The organism is Rhizobium rhizogenes NBRC 13257 (assembly GCF_000696095.1).
Taxonomy (GTDB): domain Bacteria; phylum Pseudomonadota; class Alphaproteobacteria; order Rhizobiales; family Rhizobiaceae; genus Rhizobium; species Rhizobium rhizogenes.
Window position 1 is genome coordinate 1 of record NZ_BAYX01000030.1, and the last position, 25,827, is coordinate 25,827.

The following is a 25,827-nucleotide window of genomic DNA, read 5'->3' on the forward strand; positions in this document are numbered from 1 at the left end:
CATTGTTCCGCCTCTTCGCTCAAGCCATGAGCGCATCACGCGCCCTTCGTCTATCGGCTAGGACAACAGATTCTCATTCTGTAAAGAGGGGTTCGACTTCCCTTAGGGCGTACCAAACGGAATTGCCTCGAACTTTTCCACAATCGCATCGAAAAATCTGCCTCTAGCCGTGGATTTTTCTCGATTTTCTGCTTGCGAGATCAAAAGGTGCTGACTATAAGGGCGCCACAGCACGCGCCCTTCGTCTATCGGTTAGGACGACAGATTTTCATTCTGTAAAGAGGGGTTCGACTCCCCTAGGGCGTGCCACTGTCTTTCCCCTGAAATCATTGAATTCGCATCGCTATCGTGGCGATACCGCTTTGCGCTCAAGGCGCCTTTGCCGCATCCGTGACACGCAGCTGAACGCGGCGGTTGCCCTGCCAGTGGTCGGCGCCGAGCGTGCCGGCGACGTGGACCTGCGATCCGCGGGACGACATCAGAAGTTCGCCGAGCGGCGTCTCGGCGGCGCGGAAGGCGATGCCGTCGAGGCGGCCGCCGTCCTGGGCTTCCAGCGTGATCTTGATGTGGGACTGGCCGACCAGGCGTGAATCGCGCAGGCGGTGGCTCGGCAGGGCGAAGATCGGCTGCGGATGGCCGGAGCCATAGGGGCCGGCAGTTTCGAGCTGGTCGATCAGATCCACGGTCGCGCCGCTGGCGCCGAGCGCGCCGTCGATCTTCAGCGTTTCGTTGGCGACGAGGCCTGGTACTTGCCTCTCCGCCTTTTCGGTGAAGAAGGCGCGCAGTTTCCCGAGATTGCCGCGCTCCACCGTCAGGCCCGCCGCCATGGCGTGGCCACCACCTTTGACCAGCAGACCAGCATCGACGGCGGCGCGCACCATGCGGCCCATGTCGAAGCCGTTGATCGAGCGGCCCGAACCGGTACCCTTGCCCATGGGATCGAAGGCGATCGCGAAGGCCGGGCGGCGGAACTTGTCCTTCAGCCGCGAGGCGATCAGGCCGACAATGCCCGGATGCCAATTTTCCCGTGCGGTGACGATGACGGAAGCGCCGTCACCATTGCCGTATTCCGCCAGCGCCTCAGCTTCCGCCTCCTGCAGCATGGCGGCTTCCATGGCCTGGCGCTCGCGGTTCAGCTCGTCCAGCTTCTCGGCGATGATCTCGGCTTCGCTGGTATCCTCGAGTGTCAGCAGGCGCGCGCCGAGTGCTGCATCGCCGATTCGGCCGCCGGCATTGATGCGCGGGCCGATCAGGAAGCCGAAATGATAGGGCGATACCGGGCCACCGAGGCCCGCCTTGCGGAACAGCGCCGCAAGGCCGGGGTTGCCCTGATGGCGGGCGGCGATCAGGCCCTTGACGACGTAGGCGCGGTTGAGCCCCTTCAGCGGCACGACATCACAGACCGTTGCCAAGGCGACGATATCGAGCCAGGCAAGCAGATCGATGGTACGGACGCGGACATCGCCCGCCTCGCGCAGCTGCCGCAAGGCCGCGACCAGAACGAGGAAGACGACGCCTGCAGCGCAGAGATGCCCCTGCCCTGACAGATCGTCCTCGCGGTTCGGATTGACCAGTGCATAGCAGTGCGGCAGCTCGTGCGCGACCTGATGGTGGTCGATGACGACGACGTCGATATTTCGGGCCTTTGCCGCCTCCAGCGATTCGAAGCTGGTGGAGCCGCAGTCGACGGTGACGATCAGCGTCGCGCCGTTGTCGATGAGCTGATTGATGGCGGCAGGGTTGGGGCCGTAGCCTTCGAAGATGCGGTCGGGAATATAGATGCTGGCCGGCACGCCGAAATGGGTGAGAAAGCGGTAGAGCAACGCGGAAGACGCGGCACCGTCGACGTCGTAGTCGCCGAAGATCGCGACGGTCTCTCCAGTCTTGACGGCACGCAGCAGGCGCCCGGCTGCTTTTTCGCAATCGGTCAGCAAATAGGGATCCGGCATCAGGCTGCGGATGGTCGGATCGAGAAACGCCATGGCCTCGTCGACGCCGACGCCGCGGCCGGCAAGGACGCGGGCGATCAGATCCGGTAGACCGTGGGTCTGGGCCATGGCCAGCGCCCGGTTCTGGCCGGCCTGGTCGAGCCGGGAGACCCAGCGATTGCCGGACACGGAGCGTTCGACGCCCAGAAATGCCCGCTGCACAGGATCTGCCGGTTGTTCCACCATGTCTCCCAGAATTGAGCGGTCCCGCTCCGCTTTACCGGAACTGGCCGCGTGTCTGATTATTCCTTTGGCCGCTCGATGCGGATGACCTGCGGCTCGCCGACGAGATAGCCCTCGTTCTTGATCGCGGCGACCGCCTTGCGCACCGAATCCTCCATCGTCGCATGGGTGACGAGGATGATCGTCTGGTGATGGGACGGCGACAGGTGCTGCGTCGAGCGCTGCACGATCGATTCCAGCGAAATGTTGTTTTCCGCCATGCGGGTCGCGACGCTGGCGAAAACGCCGGTGCGGTCGAGAACAGTCAGGCGGATGAAATAGCCGCCCTCATGGCTCTGCATCTGCGCCTTGCGATAGGGCTCCAGCGCCTTGGCCGGGTGGCCGAGCACCGGCACGCGCTGCGCACCCGGCTGGCTCTTGGCGATATCGGCGATATCACCGAGCACGGAGGAAGCTGTCGCATTGCCGCCGGCGCCTGGGCCGACCATCAGCAATTCGCCGAGGATGTCGGATTCGATCGCCACGGCATTGGTGACGCCATCGACCTGGGCAATGACCGAATCGAGCGGCACCATCGTCGGATGGACGCGCTGTTCAATGCCGGTTTCGGTGCGCTGGGCGACGCCGAGCAGCTTGATGCGGTAGCCGAGGTCGGCAGCAGCGCGGATATCCTCGATGGAGATATTGGTGATCCCCTCGAGATAGATGTCGTCGGCCGCGATGCGGTTGCCAAAGGCCAGCGTCGTCAGGATGGCGAGCTTGTGGGCGGTGTCATTGCCCTCGATGTCGAAGGCCGGGTCGGCTTCGGCGTAGCCGAGACGCTGGGCTTCCTTCAGGCAATCGGCGAAGGACAGGCCCTCCTTCTCCATCCGGGTCAGGATGTAGTTGCAGGTGCCGTTCATGATGCCGTAGACGCGCGAAATCGTGTTGCCGGTCAAGGATTCCCGCAGCGCCTTGATGACGGGAATGCCGCCGGCAACCGCCGCTTCGAAGTTGAGCAGCGCGCCCTTCTCTTCGGCAATTTCGGCCAACTCGACGCCATGATAGGCGAGCAGCGCCTTGTTGGCGGTGACCACATGCAGGCCACGCGCAAGTGCCGCGCGCACGGCAGCGTTGGCAGCACCTTCGGAGCCGCCGATCAGCTCAACGAACACATCGATATCGGCCTTCTGCGCCAGATCGACAGGACCGCCGAACCATTCGATACCTGTGAGGTCGATGCCGCGATCCTTGGTGCGATCACGCGCCGTGACGGCGACGATCTTGATCGGGCGGCCGCAGGTGACGGCAAGCTCGTTGGCGCGGCTCTGAATGATACGAACGAGCGAGGCACCAACGGTGCCCAAGCCCGCAACGCCGATTTTGAGGGCATCTGCCATGGATAGTTCCTGATCAATATCTTGGGGCACGGCAGCCGCGGGAACGGCTGCCGCGAAAAAAAATTAAGAACGATGAGCGTTCAGCGAAACCACATTATGCATGGTCTCGTCCGCAGTCGAGAGGAAGCGCTTCAGATTGCGCCCCGCCTGACGGATGCGATGCTCGTTCTCGACGAGCGCGATACGAACGTAATCGTCGCCCATTTCGCCGAAGCCGATGCCCGGTGCGACTGCGATATCGGCCTTTTCGACCAGCAGCTTGGAGAATTCCAGCGAGCCGAGATGGCGGAATTTCTCAGGGATCTTGGCCCAGGCGAACATAGTCGCGGCCGGCGGCGGCACCTCGAAGCCAGCCTTGCCGAAGCTGTCGACCAGCACGTCGCGACGACGCTTGTAGATGCTGCGCACTTCCGCGATGTCGGAACCGTCACCGTTCAGCGCATGGGTTGCCGCCACCTGGATCGGCGTGAAGGCGCCGTAATCGAGGTAGGACTTCACGCGCGTCAAGGCGGCGATCAGGCGCTCGTTGCCAACGGCGAAGCCCATGCGCCAGCCGGGCATAGAGAAAGTCTTCGACATTGAGGTGAACTCGACGGTGACGTCCATGGCGCCCGGCACTTCAAGAACCGACGGCGGCGGGGTGTCGTCGAAATAGATTTCCGAATAGGCGAGATCCGACAGCACGATGATGTCGTGCTTCTTGGCGAAGGCGACGACTTCCTTGTAGAAATCGAGCGTCGCGACATAGGCCGTCGGGTTGGACGGATAGTTGATGATCAGCGCCAGCGGCTTCGGAATCGAGTGGCGCACGGCGCGCTCGAGCGGCGGAAAGAAGCTATCGTCCGGCTCGACCTGCATCGAGCGGATGACGCCGCCTGCCATCAGGAAGCCGAAAGCGTGGATCGGATAGGTCGGGTTCGGGCAGAGGATGACGTCGCCGGGCGCCGTGATCGCCTGCGCCATATTGGCGAAGCCTTCCTTGGAGCCAAGGGTGGCGACCACCTGCGTATCCGGATTGAGCTTCACGCCGAAACGGCGGGCATAATAGGCGGCCTGCGCGCGGCGCAGACCGGGAATGCCCTTGGAGGAGGAATAGCGATGCGTGCGCGGGTCCTGGACCACTTCGCACAGCTTGTCGACGATAGCCTTGGGGGTCGGAAGGTCCGGATTGCCCATGCCGAGGTCGATGATGTCGGCCCCGCCCGCTCGCGCGCTGGCCTTCAAACGGTTGACCTGTTCGAAGACGTAAGGCGGCAAACGCCGGACTTTATGAAACTCTTCCATTTATTTCCCCATGGGACAGCGGCCCTTGCAACCGCAATGAAGTTCGTTGATCTCCCGGTGACCCGCGATATGAACTCCGGAATCGCGGCACCGCACTCAAGCTGACACGAAGGATACGGTGAATCTTGGGCGGCTGGGGACGCAAAGCGTTCTCAACCAGGAAGAAACATCGAAATTCGGCCTATCCGAACGCTTTGCGTCCAAATTGCCTGAAACGCAAGGCTAATTCTGCGTCTGACCGGGCTGTGCGCCCCCTTGCTGAATTTCCGACAGCGTATCCTGGCCGTGCTCGGCGGCAAGCTTGCGCATGTCGGCAACGCGCTTCTGGTATTCGGCTTCCGAAATCGTACCGGCCTTGCGCTGTGCGCCGAGCGACGTCAGCTGCTTGCCGATATCGGATGCCTGCTGGTCGTTGATCTGGACATTCGCCGCAGTCGGCGGAGCGTTGAAGGAGGGATAGCCGTCCTTGTAATGCTGCTGCGTGCTGCCCTCGTCGACGGGCTTGCCATCGACGGACCTGACCACCACGGCCTGCGGCGCCTGCTTGCGCTTGGCAAAGGCCGCCTTTTCCTCAGGGGTCGAGCAACCGGCGAGCGCCAGCGCGAGAATGCCGAACAAAGCACCGCTAAGTACTGAATACCGGTTTAGTCTTGCCACCATGCCGCCGCCCATATTGTCGTCCTGCCCTATTCCCTTGCTGTGGGATGCGACTGTTAAATTTGTCGCAGCGGCAAAGCAAGAGCAGGGTTGCGTTTCATTCGACTTGTATTCCTTTTCCAGCAAGATGTACAAATGGAAAACAAAAGAGATTTGCCGCCGGGAGGATGATGCGTGACCGACAGCAAGCGGGACAAAAGTGAAGGCAACGGCGCCTTTCCCGGTTTCGATCCGAAATCGGTCGAACCCTATATCGTCAGGGATCCTGAGGCGATGGCCGTGAACTTTGCCCACGCGCTTGAAAACCTCGGCAAGGCCGCTTCCGCTTGGCTTGCGCCGCGAGAACGCGGCGAAAAGGTCGACACCGTCGCCGACCCGGTCACCGATATGGTCAAGACGCTCTCCAAGATCGGCGAATACTGGCTTTCCGATCCGCGCCGGACGCTGGAGGCGCAAACCTATCTGCTGTCTGGCTATTTCGGCCTGTGGACGAAAACCATGCAGCGCCTCAGCAGCGATTCGCCCGCCGTGGCTGAAGCCGAGCCGATCAAGGACAAGCGTTTTGCCGATGAGGACTGGCAGAAGAACCCCTTCTTCGATTTTCTGCGCCAGACTTATCTGCTGACTGCGGGCTGGGCGGAGAAGCTGGTCACCGACGCCGAGGGGCTGGACGAGCATACGCGTCACAAGGCTGCTTTCTACACCAAGCAGATCACTGCGGCGCTGTCGCCGGCTAATTTCATTGCCACCAATCCACAGCTCTACCGCGAAACGGTCGCCTCCAATGCGGAAAACCTGGTGCGCGGCATGAAGATGTTTGCCGAGGACATCAGCGCCGGGCAAGGCGAACTGCGCGTGCGCCAAACCGACATGACGAAATTCGTCGTCGGACGGGACATGGCGCTGACGCCGGGCAAGGTGATCGCACAAAGCGATGTCTGCCAGGTCATCCAATATGATGCGGCAACGGATAAGGTGCTGAAACGGCCCCTGTTGATCTGCCCGCCCTGGATCAACAAATTCTATATTCTCGATCTCAACCCGCAGAAATCCTTCATCAAATGGTGTGTCGAACAGGGGCACACCGTCTTCGTCATCTCCTGGGTGAACCCGGATCGCCGCCACGCGGCCAAGGACTGGACGTCCTATGCACGCGAGGGCATCGATTTCGCGCTGGAGACGATCGAGAAGGCGACCGGGGAGACCGAAGTCAATGCTGTGGGATATTGCGTCGGCGGCACGCTGCTCGCTGCCACGCTCGCCTTGCACGCCAAGGAAAAGAACAAGCGTATCCGCACGGTGACCTTCCTGACGACTCAGGTCGATTTCACCTTTGCCGGCGACCTTAAGATCTTCGTCGACGAGGAGCAGATCGAGGCGCTGGAAGAGCAGATGAACGCGATCGGCTACCTCGAAGGCTCAAAGATGGCCGCCGCCTTCAACATGTTGCGCGCCTCGGAGCTGATCTGGCCCTATTTCGTCAACAGCTATCTGAAGGGCCTGGATCCCCTGCCCTTCGATCTCCTGTTCTGGAACGCGGATTCCACACGAATGGCTGCCGCCAACCATTCGTTTTATTTACGCAATTGCTATCTCGACAATGCGCTCAGCCAGGGCAAAATGGTCCTCGACGGCAAGAAGCTGTCGCTGAAGGACGTCAAGATCCCCGTCTATAATCTGGCGACGCGCGAGGATCATATCGCGCCGGCCAAATCCGTCTTCGTCGGCAGCGGATTCTTCGGCGGGCCGGTGGAATTCGTCGTGACGGGCTCCGGCCATATTGCCGGCGTCGTCAACCCTCCGGACAAGCACAAATATCAGTTCTGGACCGGTGGCCCCATCAAGGGCGAATATGATCAATGGCTGACCGAAGCCAGCGAAACGCCCGGTTCCTGGTGGCCGCACTGGCATGCCTGGATCCTCAAGCAGGACAGCCGCATGGCCGAGGCCCGTAAGCCAGGTGGTGCTGCCCTCAATGCTCTCGAGGAAGCACCCGGCAGCTTCGTGATGGAGCGCGCCTGAGCGGCAATACTCATGCTCTTCAACCCGCCCCTCGTTCCCGCGCGGCTGATCGCCCGCTACAAGCGCTTTCTCTTCGACGCTGAGCTGGAGAGCGGTGAGATCATCACCGGTTCCTGCCCGAATACCGGCTCGATGCAGGGCCTGACGACGCCTGGGTCCCGCATCTGGCTGTCGGAGCACGAGGGTGCGAAGCGGAAATATCGCCATGTCTTCGAATTGATCGAAGCCGACGGTACCACGGTCGGGGTCAACACCGCGATGCCGAACCGAACGGCGGCGGAAGCCATCGCGCTTGGCCAAATCTCCGATCTCGGCGACTATACGACGGTTCGGCGCGAACAGAATTACGGCCGCAACTCCCGCATCGACCTGCTCTTGACCGACCCGCTCAGGACAACCACCTATGTCGAAGTCAAGAATGTGCATTTCATGCGCGAGCCGGGTTTTGCCGAGTTTCCCGATACGGTCACGGCGCGTGGCGCCAAGCACCTCGAAGAACTGGGCGATATGGCGGATGCGGGGCACCGCGCCGTCATGCTGTTCGTGATCCAACGGCACGATTGCGACCGCTTTCGGGTCTGTGGCGATCTCGATGTGGTCTACGCCACCGCGTTCCAACGGGCCTTGAAGCGCGGTGTCGAAGTCTACGCGCTGAAATGCAGGGTTTCGCCCACGGAAATAACGCCCGCAGGGTTGATCCCGATAGACGAACCCGGCATAGCTGCATTAAATACCAAGTATAAAATTTCTGCTGAAGGCTGATCATGGTGAACTACATTGAGGCGGCGACCGCGCCGGCGAAGAATACGGGCGCAATCCGCCTCTACGGCCCGGATGCCTTCGCGGGGATGCGCAAGGCGTGCCAGCTCACCGCCCGCTGCCTCGACGAACTCGCCGCGATCGTCGCGCCCGGCGTGCCGACCGATGTTATCGATCGCTTCGTTTTTGAATTCGGCATGGATCACGGCGCCTATCCGGCGACGCTGAATTATCGCGGTTATACGAAATCATCCTGCACCTCGATCAACCACGTCGTTTGCCACGGTATCCCCAACGACAAGCCGCTGCGCGACGGCGATATCGTCAACATCGACGTGACCTATGTGCTCGATGGTTGGCATGGCGATTCCAGCCGCATGTATCCGGTCGGCGAAATCAAGCGTTCGGCGGAGCGGCTGCTGGAAGTCACCTACGAATCGCTGATGCGCGGCATCGCGGCCGTACGTCCCGGCGCCCGGACTGGCGCCATCGGCGAGGCGATCCAGACCTTTGCCGAAGCGGAGCGCTGCTCCGTCGTTCGCGACTTCTGCGGCCACGGCGTCGGCAGCCTCTTCCACGATTCTCCGAACATTCTGCATTACGGCCGCGCCAGCGAAGGCCCGGAAATGCGCGAAGGCATGATCTTCACCATCGAGCCGATGATCAATCTCGGCCGGCCGCATGTGAAGGTGCTTGGCGACGGTTGGACCGCCGTCACCCGTGACCGCTCGCTCTCAGCGCAATACGAACACACCATCGGCATCACGGCCACCGGCTGCGAGATCTTCACCCTGTCGCCCGGCGGTCTCGACCGTCCCGGCCTGCCGCCGCTGCAGGCATAATTCATGGCGAAACGCCTCGCTCCTTCCTCCGGACATGGTGACATGCCCTTCGATGGCGGCGGGGTGACGGATGGGCTTGAGGATGCGTCGCTTTTCGACGAGCGGCTGTTCTTTGCCCCTCAGGCCGCCAAGCCCACCCAACGCAACAAACCGGCGAAGCCGCCGAGCACGCCGGTAACGCCCGAGGCCCATTATCACGGCCACCGCGAGCGCCTGCGCAATCGCTATCGCGACAGCGGCGATACGGCGCTCGCCGATTACGAGATCCTCGAGCTGCTGCTCTTCAGGCTCATTCCGCGCCGCGATACCAAGCCGATCGCCAAGGCGCTGCTTGCGCGCTTCGGCACGCTCGGTGGCGTCTTCGGTGCGTCGACCAATCTGCTGCAAGAGGTGAACGGCGTCGGCGAAGCGGTAGCGCTTGATCTGAAGTTGGTGGCAAGCGTTGCGCAGCGCATGCTGAAGAGCGAGCTGACGGGCAAACCGGTACTCTCCTCCTGGAAGGCGCTGATCGATTATTGTCACACCGCGATGGCGCACGAGACGCGCGAGCAATTCCGCATTCTGTTTCTCGACAAGCGCAACGCCCTGATCGCCGATGAGATACAGGGCCTGGGCACGGTCGACCATACACCGGTCTAACCGCGCGAAGTGGTCTGGCGAGCGCTCGAACTCTCGGCCACCGCCGTCATTCTCGTCCATAACCATCGCTCGGGAGACCCCACGCCCTCGCGCGCCGACATCGACATGACGAAGACGATTGTCGAGACCGCCCGCCCCTTGGGCATCGCCGTTCACGATCATATTATCATCGGCAAGAACGGCCATGTCAGCTTCAAGGCGCTCAGATTGTTCTAAATCGCTTTCATCAGCATAAGAAGTTACATTAGAATATATTCATATCATTTTGTTTCTAATGATCTTTTTCCAGGTAGATAGCACCGCCGGCTGCCGGCGGCACCTTCCATCTCCACTCCACGATCTCCATCGGCATTTTTCAGGTAGGCGTCAGGATGATCTGGCAAAAGGACGAAGCTTCCACATCGGCGGGCCTGCCGAAGGAAGCCGTTGTTTTGATTGCGCCTTGTCGTTCCTAGCTCGACGCTCACGGAGATCACATGCCGAAGACCCCATCGCCGCTTTTTCGTCGCTTGCGCCGTATCGGCCGCGGTGTGCTTCTCGCACTCTCCCCCTTCGCGCTGATCGCCACCGGCTTCTACGCGCATATGCTCTGGACGACGAACTTTCATCCGGTCATCGCGGGCGAGGTCTACCGCTCATCGCAGCCGTCAGCATCGACAATTGCGGAATTGCAGAAGCAATATGGCATCAAGACCATCATCAACCTGCGCGGCAACAATACCGGCCACGCCTGGTACGACAGCGAAGTCGCCCAGGCCAAGGAACTGAATATCGATCATATCGATTTCCGCATGTCCTCCGCCCACGAACTGACCCAGGCCCAGGCCGCCCAGCTGGTCGAGATCATGCGCGATGCGCCCAAGCCGTTATTGATCCACTGCCAGGCGGGTTCAGACCGCACCGGACTGGCTTCGGCCCTCTATCTCGCCGCGATTGCCAAGACCGGCGAAGCGACCGCGGAGAGCCAGATGTCGATCATTTACGGGCACCTGCCGTTTTCCTTCACCCGTGCCTATGCGATGGATCGGACGTTTGAAAAGCTAGAGCCGTGGCTCGGCCTTTCAAACTCCTGAATATCGGACCTTTCCCGTTAGATAATCTGTAACATTGAGCAGCTACCGGTTGACGGACAGCATGTTGCATTGCGACATTGATTCCGTAATCAAACATCCGAGGCTTCCCGATGGACCAATTCGATCTCCTCGTCGTGGGTAGCGGCCCTGCTGGCCGCAGAGGCGCCATTCAGGCTGCCAAGCTTGGCAAAAAGGTGCTTGTGATCGAACAGGGCAAGCGCGTAGGCGGCGTTTCCGTTCACACCGGCACCATTCCTTCAAAGACGCTGCGCGAGACCGCACTCAACCTCTCCGGCTGGCGTGAGCGCGGCTTCTATGGCCGCGCCTATCGGGTCAAGCAGGAGATCAGCGCCGAGGACCTGCGCCGCCGCCTGCTGATCACGCTGGATCATGAAGTCGAAGTGCTGGAGCATCAGTTCGCCCGCAATCGCGTGCAGCACATTCGCGGCAAGGCGAGCTTCATCGATCCCCAGACCATGCAGGTGGTCAAGGACGATGGCGAAGTCATTTATGTCACCGGCACCAGCATCCTGCTTGCGGTCGGCACCAAGCCGTTCCGGCCGGACTACATGCCCTTCGACAACAAGACCGTTCTCGACAGCGACGAGCTGCTGGAGATCGAGACGCTGCCCCGCTCGATGGTCGTCATCGGTGCCGGCGTCATCGGCATCGAATATGCGACCATCTTCAGCGCCCTCGACACGCAGGTGACGCTGATCGATCCAAAGTCGACCATGCTCGATTTTATCGACAAGGAAATCGTCGAGGATTTCATCTACCAGCTTCGCGACCGCAACATGAAGCTGCTGCTAGGGCAGAAGGCCGAGAAGGTCGTCCGCCAGGACGGCAAGGTGGAGCTGACACTCGACAATGGCCGCCGCATCGTCACCGACATGGTGCTGTTTGCCGCCGGCCGCATGGGCGCCACCGACACGCTGAACCTTGCCGCTGCCGGGCTCGAGGCCGACAATCGTGGCCGTCTCAGCGTCAACCCCGAAACCTTTGCCACCAAGGTTCCCCATATCTTCGCCGCCGGCGACGTCGTCGGCTTCCCGAGCCTTGCGTCCACCTCGATGGAACAGGGCCGCATCGCCGCCCGCGTCGCCGTCGGCGCCATCGCCAAGGAACCGCCGAAATACTTCCCTTACGGCATCTACGCCGTGCCGGAAATCTCTACCTGCGGCCTCTCCGAGGAAGAGGTCAAGGAACGCCACATCCCCTATGAATGCGGTATCGCCCGTTTCCGTGAGACATCGCGCGGTCATATCATGGGTCTCGATACCGGCCTCCTGAAGATGATCTTCTCGCTGAAGACCCGCCGCCTGCTCGGCGTCCATATCGTCGGCGAAGGGGCGACCGAACTCGTCCACATCGGCCAGGCGGTCCTGAACCTCAAAGGCACGGTCGAATATTTCGTCGAGAACACCTTCAACTACCCGACACTCGCCGAAGCCTACAAGATCGCCGGCCTGGATGCATGGAACCGTATGGGCGATATCAAGTCGGAGCTGTGAGGGGTGCGGGTGATCCCGGCAATTGCGGAATAGTCCCCTCTCCCCGTAAAACGGGGAGAGGGTTAGGGTGAGGGGCCGTTCACGGGGACAGTCAATTGCGTGGTCCTAAATCAGAAACAACACAACGAGCCCGGATTCTGCGCCAATCGGATAATGATGCGGAAGCAAAGTTATGGTCCGAATTGCGCGATCACCGTTTGAATGGCTTGAAGTTTGTCCGGCAGCACCCCGTAGGACCCTACTTTGCCGATTTTGCCTGCCGTGAAAGGCTCCTCGTGGTCGAAGTGGATGGCGCATCGCACATCAACAATTTCCGGGATCGTCGGCGTGATGCCTTGATGAATAACGAAGGCTGGTCTGTTGTCCGGTTTAGGAATGCCGACGTGCTGAGGGTAACTCCATCGATTTTGGCGACAATTCTTGCCGTTTGCGATGGCCGTCTTGTCGATGCGGTTGAAACATCTGATCTGCGCTTCGCGCCCGCGCCCAGATTTTATGCTTCAATGTTCGCGGATAGTCTGAAGCCCCTCACCCCGACCCTCTCCCCGTTTTGACGGGGAGAGGGAGCTTTTCTTTTCCCTTGCAACCCAACGAAAAAGGCCCCGCCGCGAACGGCAGGGCCTGATTTCATCCTGAAAGAGAACCGATTACTCGGCGCTGTCTTCAGCAGCCTTCTTCTTCGGAGCAGCCTTCTTCTTCGGAGCAGCCTTCTTCTTCGGAACGGCAGCTTCTTCGCCTTCGGCTGCGGCTTCCGTTGCTTCGGCCTTGGCAGCCTTCTTCTTCGGAGCAGCCTTCTCTGCAGCCGGCTTGTCTTCGGATTCGTCGTCAGCCAGCAGCGCTTCCTTGGAAACGGTCTTGTCGGTAACGTCGACTTCGGTCAGCAGGTGATCGATGACCTTTTCTTCGAAGATCGGCGCGCGCAGGTTGGCGGAAGCGCCCGGCGTGTTGCGGAAGAAGTCCAGGATTTCCTTTTCCTGGCCCGGGAACTGCTGGAGCTGAGCGTAGAGAGCGCGCTGCAGTTCGTCTTCGCTGACTTCGACGCCGGCCTTTTCGCCGATTTCGGAGAGAACGAGGCCGAGGCGGACGCGGCGTTCAGCCAGCTTGCGGTACTCTTCGCGAGCCTTTTCTTCCGTCGTGTCTTCGTCTTCGAAGGTCTTGCCGGATTCGGCAAGATCGGTCTGGATCTGGCGCCAGATGCTGGCGAATTCAGCGTCGACCAGCTTCTGCGGGGTGTCGAACTGGTACATCTCGTCGAGCTGGTCGAGGATCTGACGCTTGACCTTCTGGCGGGTAACCGAGCCGTACTGGCTTTCGATCTGGCCGCGAACGATTTCCTTCAGGCGGTCAGCCGATTCGAGGCCGAGCTTGGAGGCGAGTTCGTCGTTGATTTCGACTTCGCCCGGAGCTGCGACTTCCTTGACGGTAATGTCGAAGGTGGCTTCCTTGCCGGCGAGGTTCTTGGCCGGGTATTCAGCCGGGAACGTCACGGTGATGGTCTTCTCGTCGCCAGCCTTGACGCCGACGAGCTGCTCTTCGAAGCCCGGGATGAAGCGGTTGGAGCCGATGACCAGCTGGGAATCTTCGTCCTTGCCGCCGTCGAAGGCTACGCCGTCGACCTTGCCGAGGTAATCGATGGTAACGCGGTCGCCGTCGGCGGCCTTGCCCTTCTTGGCTTCGTAGCTGCGAGCGCTTTCAGCGATCTTCAAGATCTGCTCGGTCACTTCGTCTTCGCCGATCTCGGCGACTTCGCGGGTAACCTTGACGCCCTTGACCGACTTCAGTTCGATCGCCGGGATGACTTCATAGGAAAGCGTGAATTCGAAATCGGCTTCAGCGGCCAGGATCTTTTCAGCTTCGTCCTTGTCTTCCGTCATGGCGACTTCCGGCTGCGTTGCCGACTTTTCGCCGCGCTCGGTCAGGATTGCCGGCGGCTGGTCACGAACGATCTCGTTGACGAGATCGGCCATGATCGACTTGCCGTAGACCTTCTTCAGATGCGAAACCGGCACCTTGCCCGGACGGAAGCCGTTGATACGGACCTTGTCCTTGACCTCGGCCAGGCGCTCGTTCATCCGGCCTTCCATGTCCTTGGCGGAGATGACCACCTTGATTTCGCGCTTCAGCCCTTCAGCGAGCGTTTCGATAACCTGCATTGTCCTACCTTCATTCATGGCGGCCGTGCCCAGACAGCCGTTCGTTACGATGAGCACGACGCCGGAAAATCCCGAGCGTGGCTTGGATGCAATTCCTTATCATTCTGCTAGAGCGCCGCGCGTTCGAACGAACGCGCAAAGGCCGCTCTACCTCTTTGAATCCGGAACATCTTGTCCGCTTTCAATTTGAAAACGGGATGCTCCAGGCAGAATGGCGCTTCCAACAGCGGGCCAGGAGACAGGCCGTTAAGCCTCCCCCGTCCACAAGGCAGCCTTGGTGCGGGTAGAGAGACTTGAACTCCCACGCCTTGCGGCACCAGAACCTAAATCTGGCGTGTCTACCAATTTCACCATACCCGCGTTCCCAAAACCGCATGGCAATGCCTGCTCATGGGGCCTTCCGGAGCGCGGCGTCTCTATAACACCCGTTTTAAACCACGCAAAGGAAAAATGACGGTTCCACGACCGTCCGGGAAGGTTGTTCGGTTTTATAGTGCAAGCCGGTCAATAAAGCGGCTCTTCATACAGCGGTTTGCCGTCGAGAAGCAGGCTTCGGATATGCGCAACACCATCGGACGAGACGCGGGCAGCAATCGCGACGCGATGTTCGTTGCGCGCACTCTCGATATCGCGCCCCTGGCCTTCGGGCACGTAATAGCGCTCAATGCCATAGGTAACCCCGATCATCGCCTGCGACGGATCGGTCGGCTCGCCATCGAAAACATAACCGACGAAAGGCAAGCTTTTGAGGACGACCGTGTCAGGCTTCGGATCGAGCGCTCCAAATGATGATTCGACAATGCCCCAGTAACCGTCGTCCTGCTTCTTCAGGCGAACGGACAGGATCGGAGCATTCAGGCCCTTCTTCGGCGGGCCGTCCACCAGCGTCGAGATGGGAACCCGGGAGATATCGTAGTTCAAGGTGACGTAGTCGCCACGCAGAAGATCGCGCGGATCGACCGGTGCAGTTTTCAGCAGGACCTCGACACCGCCTCTCAAGCCCCAGGCCCTCTCACCGACCATATAGCCGAGCACAGCGGTCTGCAGGGCGGCAACAATAATGGCGGCGATCCACATGCGGCGCGCGAAATTGCCTCCGGCGGCTTTCGTATCAGCGATCAACGTCATGCCTTGTCCCCCTGCCCGTCACCATGGGAAAATCGCCGCTCCAGCCGGATGACCAGCCAGGCGGCAATCGCAACCAGCATGCCGCTGATCAGGAAAAAGCCCGACGTGCCGATGATCGAGCCGACCGTTTCATTCGCGAGATAGAGGATCTCGCAGGCAAAGACGAAATAGGCGAGATAACGCAGGGCACCATTGTCGCGACCGCCGAGAATGATCGCGATGATCGCGCTTGCCAACGTTATAAAGGCGAGCACGACGAGCGGCAGCTTGTTTTGAACCCAGATGTCATTCTCAAAAAAACCGCCGGAAATCTCTCCGTGGATCGCCAGGAGTCCGATGGCACCCACAAGGAAAGCATAGAAGGCGGGTGCCGCGCCTGCCGTCCGGGCGATCCGCGCCAAGGGCGAAACCGGAAGGCTAACCGCCAGGAAGGCGATCAAGCCCGCAGCGGCCAGCAGGATGGCAGCGTGCAGGCCCTCATACTGCGCGAAAAGCCATGTCAACCAACCGACCAGCATGAGATAAGCGAGATGCCGCGCCCGGGGCACATCGACATATCGAACGAGAACGATGATGATCGCCGCCATGATCGGCGGAACCCAGGGCATGACACCGTACCACTCATCGGAGTGATCCGAGAGATAGAAGCCGCAGAAGCCCCATGCGAGAAAACCGGCAAGAGCCACCTGCGCAGACGAACGAAACAGCGCTGCGGCAATACCGGCGGTTGCGAACCAGACGATCATCATCGTCAGCACATCGCCGGATATATTGTACATCTGGCCGACCAGCGACATGGCGCCGCCGAAGGTCATTGTCCCCAGAATCAGCAATGCCGAGGCGATAGTCGCGCGGCCACGGGCAAACAGATAGGCGGCGCCAAGATAAAACGCCCAGATCAGCGCGACGAGCCCGAGCAGGCGGACGATCCTTGGAATCGCTTCCCAATTCGAGGCGACGAAGAGCAGAATCGCTGCACCGACCAAGAGCGCCGCCATCACAGTCAGCACGCGACCGGCGCTGAAGCTTGCGGGCCGGCTGTCATATTCGCCCAGGATAGCCGAGGCCGCCGGCGCATCGACCAGCCCCTTGTCGACCCAGATCTTCAGATCACACTCAAGCCTACCCCGATACATCGCGCGCTCCCGACTGCGATTCCCTTACCTCAACGTGTCCTATCCCATAATGGAATGCAATCGAGGCCACATGCCCGCATCCCGCCCCCTGAAAATTGCCGGCGAACCGTCTCATATTAATGCAGCATTAAGACTCCATTCGCCATTATGTTCGCTGGTGCGCAAAGCTCGACAAAGACATGCGCAACCAACATACCTCCCATGAAATTATTGCGTTGCACAAAATTCAAAAGTCATATTATTGATATCCCATCAAAGGACGGCAGTGGCGCGCCGCTTCGGCGCAAGCTGGAAAGAGCCTGAGGAATGATTTCCTCATATGGAATTCGGGGCCGCACACTCCTCCTCCCAGTGCACTCCGATAGATTGACGACACTCCTCCTCCCAGTCGTCAATCACCACAAATGACGCCCACCGCATCCTCCTCCCGCGGTGGGCGTTATTTTTTACCCCGATTAAATCGTTTAGCTCCCTGAAGATCATCAATTCTCGTCCGTGAGTCATTTTTCATCGTGACGACGCAAGGCGAGCCGACGCGAGAGCCGCAAGGCGCGAAATTTTCGTCGACCCGCCCTCAGCGATCTTTTCGACACAATATGGCTCGAAAGAGTTCAAGGATCATGGCAGGACGCGGACAATATCCGGGCAATTGCCCGACAACTGGGCGTAAGTACTTATATTTGGCCGAATAAACGATCCGAGAGCCGCCGTCACGCCGCCGTGATATGCACATAAAGCAGCCATCATCTTAGGCAGAACGCCCTTGAGGATTGCACTTTATGCATAGGTGGCATGAAGCATTCGCGCTTTTAGTTTTCGCGCCGCAACAATATATTTAAATCCATTAGATCGAGGCCGGAACCATTCGCGGAACCGCCGATCTCCAAACCCTCGAAAGGGAATTACGATGAACCTGACCCGCTCTTTCAACAACTGGCGCAAGTATCGTCAGACCGTTACCGAACTCGGCCGCATGAGCACCCGCGAACTGCACGACCTCGGCATCGACCGTTCTGACATCCATCGCGTAGCTCGCGAAGCCACCGGCCGCTAATCGCCGGACTGGCTTCGCCCAAAAGCGACAGCCTCACAACGCCCGTTGCGGACAACCGCGACGGGCGTTCTTTTTTGCGTTGTTCGCAGCCGCACAACGGCTAGATCGACCTCAGGCCATTCGCCACGCGCATGTCGGATAAAATTTAGGCGCTGATGGCTTTTTAGGCGTCACATTGCACAAATGCATAGCAGATGCTTTTTATTCGCACTGCAAAATCGGCGCCCTTATGTATATATGTATCTCAAGCGCTGAGGCGGCAATCGCGCCGCTCGCAACTGACTACTTGAGGACAAGATCATGAACCCGATTCGCATTGCTAAGAACTGGATCAGCTACCGCCGCACTCTGAACGAACTCGGCAACCTTTCCAGCCAGACCCTGTCGGACATCGGCGTTAGCCGTTACGAAATCCGCAACATCGCTTCCCGTTCTTTCCGTTAATCGCAACGGACTGAACGGACTGCCTCAAGACGGCGCCTTTCGGCGCCGTTTTTGATTCCGGGCCTTGCGTAAACCAATTGGATCATCGGCCTGCCCGTGATAATGACGCGCCCATGACAAAGACCAGCTCCTTTTCTCCCATCCATGTAATCGGCGGCGGCCTCGCCGGCTCCGAAGCCGCCTGGCAGATCGCCAGCGCCGGCGTACCGGTCATCCTGCATGAAATGCGCGGCGTGCGCGGCACCGAAGCGCACAAGACCGACGATCTCGCGGAACTCGTCTGCTCCAACTCCTTCCGCTCCGACGATGCGACCAGCAATGCGGTCGGAGTCATCCATGCGGAAATGCGCCTGGCGGGTTCATTGATCATGGCCTATGCCGACAAGCACCAGGTTCCGGCCGGCGGCGCGTTGGCGGTGGACCGCGACGGATTTTCCGCAGCAGTCACGCAAGCGATCGACAGCCATCCGCTGATCACCGTGGTGCGCGAGGAGATAGAGGGCTTGCCGCCGCAAGAATGGGATCAGGCGATCATCGCAACCGGTCCGCTGACGGCACCTGGGCTCGCCAGCGCCATCCAGGCCGAAACCGGCGCGGATGCACTTGCCTTTTTTGACGCCATTGCGCCGATCGTCTATCGCGACAGCATCAACATGGACATTTGCTGGTATCAGTCCCGCTACGATAAGGTCGGGCCGGGCGGCACGGGCAAGGACTATATCAACTGCCCGATGGACCAAGCTCAATACAATGCCTTCCTCGATGCATTGATCGCCGGCGATGCCGTCGGCTTCAAGGAGTGGGAAGGCACGCCCTATTTCGACGGCTGCTTGCCGATCGAGGTTATGGCCGAGCGCGGACGCGAGACGCTACGCCACGGGCCGATGAAGCCGATGGGCCTGACCAACGCCCATAACCCGACCGTCAAGGCCTATGCGGTGGTGCAGCTGCGCCAGGACAATGCGCTCGGCACGCTCTACAACATGGTCGGCTTCCAGACGAAGCTGAAATATGGCGCACAGGCCGAGATCTTCCGGCTGATCCCGGGCCTTGAGAATGCCGAATTCGCGCGCCTCGGCGGCCTGCACCGCAACACCTATATCAATTCACCAACCCTGCTCGATCGCTCGCTAACACTGAAGTCCCGGCCGGGCCTGCGCTTCGCTGGCCAGATCACCGGCTGCGAGGGCTATGTCGAGAGCGCCAGCATCGGCCTGCTCGCCGGCCGTTTCGCTGCCGCCGAGCGCAAGGGCGAGTCACCGTCCGTGCCGCCAGCCACCACGGCGCTGGGATCGCTGCTCAGTCATATCACCGGCGGCCATATCGTGTCCGACGAAGAGCCCGGCAAGCGTTCCTTCCAGCCGATGAACATCAATTTCGGGCTGTTCCCGGAGCTGGAACCGGGTTCGATCGTCAAGCCGGAAGGCGTCAAGCGCTTCCGCGGCAAGGATAAGACGATCATGAAGCGGCAACTGATCGCCAAGCGGGCACTCGCAGATTGTGCCGCATGGCTGGGCGTTCAGGCGCCAGTCTTCCAGCCGCCTGTGGTCGCCGAGAGCGCGTGAGGTTTTCTCAAGCCTTTGCCGTCGGCATCAGTGTCGACGGGTTGAGATCTTCGCCAGCAACATAATTTCCAAGCAGCCAAAGCGACACTTCGGCGGCCTCCGCCGAGGTCGCGAATTCGAACGTGCCATTGTGATGCGGGGCGTCGAGGAAATCGATCGTCAAGCCACGGCCGCTTCCCGAATCCTTCGCGCGCGCCCTGCCCGGTTCTATCAGATGAACGCTGTAGTGATTGCGCAGGCTGCGCATGAAGCCGGCCTTGTCGTCATGCAGGCGCACGAACACCGCCTGGCCATTCGCCGTCGTCTGCAATTGCCGGATCGCTTCCGTCGGAAAGGCGCGCCCGAATTCAAGAATGGCAAGACCGGTATCGTGCAAACCGTCTTCCTTATTCTGCGACGTCATGCGCGCTATAAAGAAGGCAAAGAAGACGACGATCGCAAAGAGTGTACACCAGACGATAATGCCCATGGCGGCTCCTCCAGGAATACGGGCGGCAGTTCGGCAATCTCCATAAACCTCGAGACTTGCGCGAACTTGGTCGATTTCAGATTTTCTTCGTCATGGCAGCAAGCGCCATACGCATCTGCCGGCGCCACTGCGGCGGCTGGAAGGCTTGATCGAACACCCTGGCGCCCAGCTTTTGAGCGCGCTTCAGCACAGGCTCGGCCAGGACTACCGGCAGGAAGGCTGGAAATACCGCGGGCGAAATACTGCCGGTAGCCCTTGCCTTCGCCAGATGCTCGCGCCCAAGGCCGGCGAAAGCTTCGATGGCCGCCGATATCCGCAGCTTGTCCTCACCGGCGAGGAATGTGTCGCGATCGAGACCGGTCGCCGTCAGGATTTCCAGCGGCAGATAAAGCTGGCCGCGACGACGGTGCAGCGGCATAAGCAGCAACAGCCCGGCAATCGCCTGCGCCAGGCCGGCATGGCCGGCGGCATCGGCGGAACGACGGGCGTCTTCCGCCGACAACACCAGACTTGCAAGCTGGATCAGCGCCGAGGCGGTCTCGCCGGCATAGCCTTCCAGCGTGCCGCGCGTCTCCATCGGATCGTCGTAGAGGTCGAAAATGCGCGCATCGATCATGTCGATCAGCGTCTGCGTTGGCAGGCGGTATTGGTCGATCGTTGTGAGCAGTTCAGCGGCGACCGGATTGGCCGCGCTCGATCCATGCGCCTGCCCTTCGAGCAGATCGCGCCAATATTGCATGCGTACCTCGCCCGGCAGCGGCTCGTGCACAAGATCGCGAATGCGCGCCAGCTCGGCGTTGAAGGCATAGAGCGCCGCAAGAGCGCCGCGTTTGTCCTCCGGTGCCAGAAGGCAGGCGAGATAGCGATCACGGTCGGTGTCGCGAAGCGTCGCCAGGCAAAGATCCTGGTTGCTACGGGGCGCAGCGTCTGTCGTCATGCTTGGCCCGATCTTTCGTCAAACGGCAATCAGTGCCGCGGCCACAGCACGCGACTCGGACAGCATGATATTGAATGTACGCACAGCAGCCCCCGTGCTCATCGGATCGGAGGAAATCTGCCTGGCGCGCAGCGCCGTCTTCAATTCCGCCGGCAGTGGGCGCAGCTCCGTGCCGGTGCCGACCAGAAGCACTTCGATCTGGGCGGCTTCGTCGAGCACCCTCTGGAAATGCGCTGAAGTCAGCGCATCCTCCATCGTCATGTCCCAACCATAGATGCCGGAGGGCAGGCAAAGCAGCGAGCCGCGATGCGACATGTCAGCAAAGCGGAAACCGCCATTGCCGTAAGCGTCGATCGGCGCGCGGCCGGGAAAATGCGCGCTTCGGATTTCTATACCTTTTGCCACTCTGTCACACCGCTGGTTTTTCTGATTGCATGTCGCTCCCTGCCTGGCCCTTGCTTTCGCCACCGGCCTGGAATTTATCCGGGCGCAGCTTGAAGACGATCAGGACCGGCGCCGCAATATAGATCGACGAGAAAGTGCCGACCGCGACGCCGAAGAGCAGAACGAAGGTGAAGGAGCGGATCACCTCGCCGCCGAATATATAGAGCGCGAGCAGCGCCAACAACGTCGTCGCGGATGTCAGAACCGTGCGCGACAATGTCTGATTGATCGAAGCGTCGATCAGGATCGGCAACGGCATCTGCGAATAACGCCTCAGATTCTCCCGCATACGGTCATAGACCACGACCGTGTCGTTCAGCGAATAGCCGACGATGGTCAGGAGCGCCGCAATGCCGGTCATGTTGAATTCCATGCCGGTCAGCACGAAAAGGCCGAGCGTCAGGATCACGTCATGCAGCGTCGCGATGATGGCGCCGACAGCAAACTGCCATTCGAACCGCAGCCAGATGTAAATGAGGATCGCAGCCAGCGCCGCCAGAACGGCGAGCGAAGCCGTCTTGGTGATTTCGCCGGAAACGGAGGGGCCGACCACTTCAACGCGGGAAAAATCATAGTCCTTGCTCAGTTCATCGCGAACGAGGGTCAGGGCGGATTGTTCGGCATTCTCGCCGCCCTCCTGCGCATGCACGCGGATCACGGCCCCTAGCCGGTCATCCAGCCGTTCGACCTGAACGTCACCCGGAATAGTCTCCTGCAAGCGCGCTTGAATATCGGCGGTGTCGGCAACGCCCTGCTTGGCGCGAACCTCGATGATCGATCCGCCAGTGAAATCGATGCCGAGATGCATGCCGACTGCTGCAAATGCAAGCAAGGTCGCCACTGATAATGCCGCCGAAACCGTGAATGTGTAACGGCGGATGCCCATGAAGCGGATATTGGCGCCATCGAAGATGCCGCTGCGAACCCCGGCCAGCAGCACGCGCGGTTTGCGATGCGAAATCCAGGCACTGACGAGCGATCGCGTGACGAAACAAGCAGTGAAGAAAGTGGTGAAGACGCCGACGATCAGCGTCGCGGCGAAGCCGCGCACTGCACCGCTGCTGACATAAAACAGGATGGCCGCGATGATGAGCACAGTGAAATTGGCATCGGCAACTGTGGATACCGCCCTGTTGAAACCGTGGCGCAGAGCGTCGACGAGAAGATGGGTCTTCTTTTCTTCCTCCCGGACGCGCTCATAGATCAACACATTGGCGTCAAGAGCCATACCGATGATCAGCACGATTGCAGCGATGCCTGGCAACGTCAGCGTGATGCCGAATACTCCCATCAGCGCCAGAACCATGACGATGTTGATAATGAGCGCGATCGTCGCGGCAACGCCGAGCAGTCCATAAAAGCCGATCATCAGTGCCGCGACGAAGATCGCTGCAATGACGCAGGCCATGACGCCGGAGCGCATCGTCTCGTTACCGAGACCGGGCTCGATGGTCCGTTCCTCGACAGTGGTCAGCGTCGCCGGCAGCGGCCCGGATTTCAGCATGACGGACAGATCCTGCGCGCCCTGGGCCGTGAAGTCGCCGGGAATATTGATCTCACCGGTGGTGATCGCGTTTTTTAACGACGCTGATGAAAGGACCTGACCGTCAAGCACGACGGCGATGACTTTGCCGAGATTGGCAGCCGTTGCTTGCGCAAAGCGGCCGGTCGCCTCCGGCGTCAGCTTGACTGTGACATTGCCGTCGTTGTTCTGAGTGTTCGACACCGCCGCGGCATCGGCAAAGTCGATATTCGAAAGAAGGGGCTGCTTTTGCAGAAGATAGCCGGCTGGCGGATCATCCTCGGAAAACAGCACTTCCGAACCGGCCGGCGGACGGCCATTCATGGCATCCTGTACCGGCATCGATGAATCGACCAGGCGGAAGCTGAGCTCGGCGGGCTGGTTCAGGAGGTTCTTCAGGCGCTGTGGATCGCCAAGACCCGGCACCTGTATCACGATACGGTCGGCGCCCTGCCGGCGGATAAGCGGTTCGCCGACATCGAGTTGCACGATGCGATTGCTGATGACCTTGAGCGACCGGGTCACGGCGGCGGAGAGGCCGTCTTTGATACCGGCGTCGGTGATATCAATGCTAAGCGCACCATTGTCGCCCTGCGATAGGGTAGCTTCCGGCTTGCCGGAAGCCGCATCGGTAATCGGCTTCAAGGCATTGACGGCTGCCTGCACCTGGGCGGGATCGTTGATGCGCAACTGGATCTTCTGACCGGTGCCCGTCAAACCGGAATAGGGAATATTGACGGTACGCAGTCTGGCGCTGATGTCGCCGACGACAGTCTCCAAGCGGTTTCTGACGACATCGTCACGCTCGATCTTGAGCATGATATGCGAGCCGCCCTTGAGATCGAGACCAAGCTCGACCTTTCGTTGCGCAAACCAGTTCGGGAAGGAAGCAAGCCGCTGCTCGTTAAGCAGATTGGGCACGGCAAAGAGAACGCTCAAGAGAACGGCGAACCAGATCAGGACGGTCTTCCACCAGGAGACGTGCAGCATCGCTCTCTCGAGTTTGGTCTTTTCTTACTGCGTCCCGCATGCGCCACGGCATGCAAAGGACGCAGTAACACTTTGAATTTGCGCACAATCCCGTCCGAAAGTCGATTCCGATTTTCGAAGCCATGCACAAGGAGGGCGAGCCTTGCCGGCTGGCCCTCTCATCAAGTTCTTATGCGGCGTCTGCCTTGACGGGCTCGCCCTTGACGCGCACTTCCGAAATGGCGCTGCGGACGACGCGGATTTTCACGCCTTCAGCGATTTCCACTTCCAGCTCCTTGTCGTCGACAACCTTGGTGACCTTGCCGACGATGCCGCCGCCCGTGACGACCTGATCGCCGCGGCGAATGTTCTTCAGGATCTCGTCACGCTTCTTCGCCTGCGCGCGCTGCGGACGGATGAGGAGGAAATACCAAACGACCATCAGCGGCACAAACAGGATGATCATTTCAAAGCCGGAACCGCCGAAGACGCTCGCGGCTGAATCTGTTGCGCTCTGCGCATATGCGTTGGTGACAAACATCAAAAACTCCCTTGAACTCCTTGCGGGAACGGGGCCCGCGTCAGGTTGCCGGAATATAGTTGCGATCATAGCGATTGCAACAAAAACAGCCGCGAACCGTACCGTTTTCCCGGCCTCTTAGCCTTTCAGCCCCAAGAGGAGCATGATACCCGACAGAACGAGGTGCATTTTACAACTTTCTTGACTAACGTTCTGGAGGAAAAATGGTGATCGAAAATCAAAACGCCCTGATCCTTGCGGAAGTCCGCCGTCTTGCCGATGCGCTCGAACGCCTGGCGGGCCCGCCGCCCGCCGTCAACGACTGGAGCGCCGCCGACTGCTTCGTCTGGGCTCCTACCCGGCTACATTTACAACCGGTTTCCCGGCCGAACCGCGTGGCACTAACCCTCATTCGTGGCGTCGATCATGTGCGCGATATCCTCCACGAGAACACGCTGCGCTTCGCCGAAGGCTTCGCCGCCAACAACGTCCTGCTCTGGGGCGCGCGCGGCATGGGCAAGTCCTCGCTCGTCAAGGCCGTGCATGAGGATGTGCGCCGCGCCACCGGGATTTCACTGAAGCTGATCGAAGTCCACCGCGAGGATATCTCCTCGCTGCCCGTGCTGCTCGATATTCTGAAAACCGCACCGCACCGCATCATTCTCTTCTGCGACGACCTCTCCTTCGACCATGACGATACCGCCTACAAGTCGCTCAAGGCGGCGCTCGATGGCGGTGTGGAAGGGCGGCCGGACAATGTGCTGTTCTATGCAACGTCCAACCGCCGCCACCTGCTGCCGCGCAACATGATGGAGAACGAGCAGTCCACGGCCATCAACCCGTCGGAAGCCGTCGAGGAAAAGGTTTCCCTTTCCGACCGCTTCGGCCTCTGGCTTGGCTTCCACAAATGCAGCCAGGAAGACTACCTACAGATGATCGATGCCTATGCCGATCACTTCAAGCTCAGCCTCGACCGCGCCCAGATGCACCATGAAGCGCTGGAATGGGCAACCACCCGCGGCGCCCGCTCCGGACGCGTGGCCTGGCAATATATCCAGGACCTCGCCGGACGGCAGAGGATCGTGCTCGAGCGGGACTGATCGCGTTTTCCAAAGGCCTAAAACGACAAAAAGCCCGGCGGTGACC

Annotated in this window: 22 protein-coding genes, 3 tRNA genes and 1 pseudogene; 13 read left to right on the forward strand and 13 right to left on the reverse strand. The window is 60.2% G+C overall.

Annotated elements, in window-relative coordinates; genetic code table 11:
* The first annotated feature begins 39 nt into the window (after positions 1-39).
* Positions 40-115, forward strand: a tRNA-Glu gene (locus RRH01S_RS32385).
* Positions 116-234: 119 nt separating this feature from the next.
* Positions 235-309, forward strand: a tRNA-Glu gene (locus tag RRH01S_RS32390).
* A gap of 59 nt (positions 310-368) precedes the next feature.
* Here RRH01S_RS32390 and recJ read toward each other — a convergent pair.
* The 4 genes from recJ to RRH01S_RS32410 form a co-directional block, all read right to left on the reverse strand.
* Positions 369-2,174 carry a single-stranded-DNA-specific exonuclease RecJ gene (gene recJ / locus RRH01S_RS32395; RefSeq protein ID WP_110924693.1) on the reverse strand — a complete coding sequence of 602 codons (1,806 nt, stop codon included), beginning with the start codon at positions 2,172-2,174 and terminating at the stop codon, positions 369-371.
* 56 nt (positions 2,175-2,230) lie between these two features.
* On the reverse strand, positions 2,231-3,550 hold the full coding sequence (locus RRH01S_RS32400; protein WP_042477545.1) for a homoserine dehydrogenase: 1,320 nt from the start codon (positions 3,548-3,550) through the stop codon (positions 2,231-2,233).
* A 63-nt stretch (positions 3,551-3,613) separates the two neighbouring features.
* Entirely contained in the window at positions 3,614-4,834 is a 1,221-nt protein-coding gene (locus RRH01S_RS32405; RefSeq protein ID WP_012651323.1) for an LL-diaminopimelate aminotransferase, read from the reverse strand.
* A gap of 222 nt (positions 4,835-5,056) precedes the next feature.
* Complete coding sequence (locus RRH01S_RS32410) at positions 5,057-5,506, reverse strand: hypothetical protein (protein ID WP_042477548.1); 450 nt, start codon at positions 5,504-5,506, stop codon at positions 5,057-5,059.
* Between the two features lie 159 nt (positions 5,507-5,665).
* Between RRH01S_RS32410 and phaC the strand changes: the two genes are divergently transcribed.
* From phaC to RRH01S_RS33855, 7 genes and pseudogenes are all read left to right on the forward strand, one after another.
* Positions 5,666-7,513 (forward strand): class I poly(R)-hydroxyalkanoic acid synthase, encoded by a 1,848-nt coding sequence (gene phaC / locus RRH01S_RS32415; RefSeq protein ID WP_042477551.1) that lies wholly within the window; start codon positions 5,666-5,668, stop codon positions 7,511-7,513.
* A 12-nt stretch (positions 7,514-7,525) separates the two neighbouring features.
* Positions 7,526-8,275 carry a DNA/RNA nuclease SfsA gene (gene sfsA, locus RRH01S_RS32420; protein WP_042477554.1) on the forward strand — a complete coding sequence of 250 codons (750 nt, stop codon included), beginning with the start codon at positions 7,526-7,528 and terminating at the stop codon, positions 8,273-8,275.
* 2 nt (positions 8,276-8,277) lie between these two features.
* Complete coding sequence (gene map, locus RRH01S_RS32425; RefSeq protein WP_007690993.1) at positions 8,278-9,114, forward strand: type I methionyl aminopeptidase; 837 nt, start codon at positions 8,278-8,280, stop codon at positions 9,112-9,114.
* A gap of 3 nt (positions 9,115-9,117) precedes the next feature.
* Positions 9,118-9,969: pseudogene (gene radC / locus RRH01S_RS32430) on the forward strand (RadC family protein).
* Between the two features lie 260 nt (positions 9,970-10,229).
* On the forward strand, positions 10,230-10,826 hold the full coding sequence (locus tag RRH01S_RS32435; protein ID WP_007690991.1) for a dual specificity protein phosphatase family protein: 597 nt from the start codon (positions 10,230-10,232) through the stop codon (positions 10,824-10,826).
* Between the two features lie 110 nt (positions 10,827-10,936).
* Positions 10,937-12,340, forward strand: coding sequence for a Si-specific NAD(P)(+) transhydrogenase (gene sthA, locus RRH01S_RS32440; RefSeq protein WP_042477558.1), 1,404 nt, complete (start codon positions 10,937-10,939; stop codon positions 12,338-12,340).
* 95 nt (positions 12,341-12,435) lie between these two features.
* Positions 12,436-12,894 carry an endonuclease domain-containing protein gene (locus RRH01S_RS33855; protein WP_080705531.1) on the forward strand — a complete coding sequence of 153 codons (459 nt, stop codon included), beginning with the start codon at positions 12,436-12,438 and terminating at the stop codon, positions 12,892-12,894.
* A gap of 93 nt (positions 12,895-12,987) precedes the next feature.
* Here RRH01S_RS33855 and tig read toward each other — a convergent pair whose 3' ends face one another.
* The 4 genes from tig to RRH01S_RS32460 form a co-directional block, all read right to left on the reverse strand.
* The gene (gene tig / locus RRH01S_RS32445) at positions 12,988-14,493 is read right to left on the reverse strand and encodes a trigger factor (protein WP_042477561.1); all 1,506 of its coding nucleotides are present in this window, start codon (positions 14,491-14,493) and stop codon (positions 12,988-12,990) included.
* Positions 14,494-14,768: 275 nt separating this feature from the next.
* Positions 14,769-14,853: transfer RNA gene (locus RRH01S_RS32450), tRNA-Leu, on the reverse strand.
* A gap of 144 nt (positions 14,854-14,997) precedes the next feature.
* Positions 14,998-15,621 (reverse strand): GDYXXLXY domain-containing protein, encoded by a 624-nt coding sequence (locus tag RRH01S_RS32455; protein ID WP_012651320.1) that lies wholly within the window; start codon positions 15,619-15,621, stop codon positions 14,998-15,000.
* A complete protein-coding gene (locus RRH01S_RS32460) occupies positions 15,618-16,757 on the reverse strand; it encodes a DUF2157 domain-containing protein (RefSeq protein ID WP_042477564.1) in 1,140 nt (379 codons plus the stop codon). Before RRH01S_RS32460 ends, RRH01S_RS32455 begins: the two co-directional genes overlap by 4 nt.
* Positions 16,758-17,664: 907 nt before the next feature.
* Between RRH01S_RS32460 and RRH01S_RS33860 the strand changes: the two genes are divergently transcribed.
* From RRH01S_RS33860 to trmFO, 3 genes are all read left to right on the forward strand, one after another.
* Positions 17,665-17,811 carry a DUF1127 domain-containing protein gene (locus tag RRH01S_RS33860; RefSeq protein WP_007690983.1) on the forward strand — a complete coding sequence of 49 codons (147 nt, stop codon included), beginning with the start codon at positions 17,665-17,667 and terminating at the stop codon, positions 17,809-17,811.
* A 300-nt stretch (positions 17,812-18,111) separates the two neighbouring features.
* Positions 18,112-18,255 (forward strand): DUF1127 domain-containing protein, encoded by a 144-nt coding sequence (locus RRH01S_RS33865; protein WP_007690982.1) that lies wholly within the window; start codon positions 18,112-18,114, stop codon positions 18,253-18,255.
* 113 nt (positions 18,256-18,368) lie between these two features.
* Complete coding sequence (gene trmFO, locus RRH01S_RS32465; RefSeq protein WP_042477567.1) at positions 18,369-19,820, forward strand: methylenetetrahydrofolate--tRNA-(uracil(54)-C(5))-methyltransferase (FADH(2)-oxidizing) TrmFO; 1,452 nt, start codon at positions 18,369-18,371, stop codon at positions 19,818-19,820.
* Positions 19,821-19,827: 7 nt separating this feature from the next.
* Here trmFO and RRH01S_RS32470 read toward each other — a convergent pair whose 3' ends face one another.
* From RRH01S_RS32470 to yajC, 5 genes are all read right to left on the reverse strand, one after another.
* Complete coding sequence (locus RRH01S_RS32470) at positions 19,828-20,289, reverse strand: hypothetical protein (protein ID WP_042477570.1); 462 nt, start codon at positions 20,287-20,289, stop codon at positions 19,828-19,830.
* A 76-nt stretch (positions 20,290-20,365) separates the two neighbouring features.
* Positions 20,366-21,226: a phytoene/squalene synthase family protein gene (locus RRH01S_RS32475; protein WP_012651317.1), complete on the reverse strand. Its 861-nt coding sequence runs from the start codon at positions 21,224-21,226 to the stop codon at positions 20,366-20,368.
* Positions 21,227-21,244: 18 nt separating this feature from the next.
* Positions 21,245-21,631 (reverse strand): Mth938-like domain-containing protein, encoded by a 387-nt coding sequence (locus tag RRH01S_RS32480; protein ID WP_012651316.1) that lies wholly within the window; start codon positions 21,629-21,631, stop codon positions 21,245-21,247.
* A 4-nt stretch (positions 21,632-21,635) separates the two neighbouring features.
* Positions 21,636-24,182 carry a protein translocase subunit SecDF gene (gene secDF / locus RRH01S_RS32485; RefSeq protein WP_042477574.1) on the reverse strand — a complete coding sequence of 849 codons (2,547 nt, stop codon included), beginning with the start codon at positions 24,180-24,182 and terminating at the stop codon, positions 21,636-21,638.
* Between the two features lie 169 nt (positions 24,183-24,351).
* Positions 24,352-24,702: a preprotein translocase subunit YajC gene (gene yajC, locus RRH01S_RS32490; RefSeq protein WP_007690971.1), complete on the reverse strand. Its 351-nt coding sequence runs from the start codon at positions 24,700-24,702 to the stop codon at positions 24,352-24,354.
* A 203-nt stretch (positions 24,703-24,905) separates the two neighbouring features.
* Between yajC and RRH01S_RS32495 the strand changes: the two genes are divergently transcribed.
* Positions 24,906-25,781, forward strand: coding sequence for an ATP-binding protein (locus RRH01S_RS32495; RefSeq protein ID WP_012651314.1), 876 nt, complete (start codon positions 24,906-24,908; stop codon positions 25,779-25,781).
* Positions 25,782-25,827: the final 46 nt, after the last annotated feature.

Bases quoted from the DNA above. Each gene is read 5' to 3' on its own strand.
- recJ (WP_110924693.1), bottom strand. From the start codon at position 2,174: ATGGTGGAACAACCGGCAGATCCTGTGCAGCGGGCATTTCTGGGCGTC.
- RRH01S_RS32400 (WP_042477545.1), bottom strand. From the start codon at position 3,550: ATGGCAGATGCCCTCAAAATCGGCGTTGCGGGCTTGGGCACCGTTGGT.
- RRH01S_RS32405 (WP_012651323.1), bottom strand. From the start codon at position 4,834: ATGGAAGAGTTTCATAAAGTCCGGCGTTTGCCGCCTTACGTCTTCGAA.
- RRH01S_RS32410 (WP_042477548.1), bottom strand. From the start codon at position 5,506: ATGGGCGGCGGCATGGTGGCAAGACTAAACCGGTATTCAGTACTTAGC.
- sfsA (WP_042477554.1), top strand. From the start codon at position 7,526: ATGCTCTTCAACCCGCCCCTCGTTCCCGCGCGGCTGATCGCCCGCTAC.
- map (WP_007690993.1), top strand. From the start codon at position 8,278: ATGGTGAACTACATTGAGGCGGCGACCGCGCCGGCGAAGAATACGGGC.
- RRH01S_RS32435 (WP_007690991.1), top strand. From the start codon at position 10,230: ATGCCGAAGACCCCATCGCCGCTTTTTCGTCGCTTGCGCCGTATCGGC.
- sthA (WP_042477558.1), top strand. From the start codon at position 10,937: ATGGACCAATTCGATCTCCTCGTCGTGGGTAGCGGCCCTGCTGGCCGC.
- tig (WP_042477561.1), bottom strand. From the start codon at position 14,493: ATGCAGGTTATCGAAACGCTCGCTGAAGGGCTGAAGCGCGAAATCAAG.
- RRH01S_RS32455 (WP_012651320.1), bottom strand. From the start codon at position 15,621: ATGACGTTGATCGCTGATACGAAAGCCGCCGGAGGCAATTTCGCGCGC.
- RRH01S_RS32460 (WP_042477564.1), bottom strand. From the start codon at position 16,757: ATGTATCGGGGTAGGCTTGAGTGTGATCTGAAGATCTGGGTCGACAAG.
- RRH01S_RS33860 (WP_007690983.1), top strand. From the start codon at position 17,665: ATGAACCTGACCCGCTCTTTCAACAACTGGCGCAAGTATCGTCAGACC.
- RRH01S_RS33865 (WP_007690982.1), top strand. From the start codon at position 18,112: ATGAACCCGATTCGCATTGCTAAGAACTGGATCAGCTACCGCCGCACT.
- trmFO (WP_042477567.1), top strand. From the start codon at position 18,369: ATGACAAAGACCAGCTCCTTTTCTCCCATCCATGTAATCGGCGGCGGC.
- RRH01S_RS32470 (WP_042477570.1), bottom strand. From the start codon at position 20,289: ATGGGCATTATCGTCTGGTGTACACTCTTTGCGATCGTCGTCTTCTTT.
- RRH01S_RS32475 (WP_012651317.1), bottom strand. From the start codon at position 21,226: ATGACGACAGACGCTGCGCCCCGTAGCAACCAGGATCTTTGCCTGGCG.
- secDF (WP_042477574.1), bottom strand. From the start codon at position 24,182: ATGCTGCACGTCTCCTGGTGGAAGACCGTCCTGATCTGGTTCGCCGTT.
- yajC (WP_007690971.1), bottom strand. From the start codon at position 24,702: ATGTTTGTCACCAACGCATATGCGCAGAGCGCAACAGATTCAGCCGCG.
- RRH01S_RS32495 (WP_012651314.1), top strand. From the start codon at position 24,906: ATGGTGATCGAAAATCAAAACGCCCTGATCCTTGCGGAAGTCCGCCGT.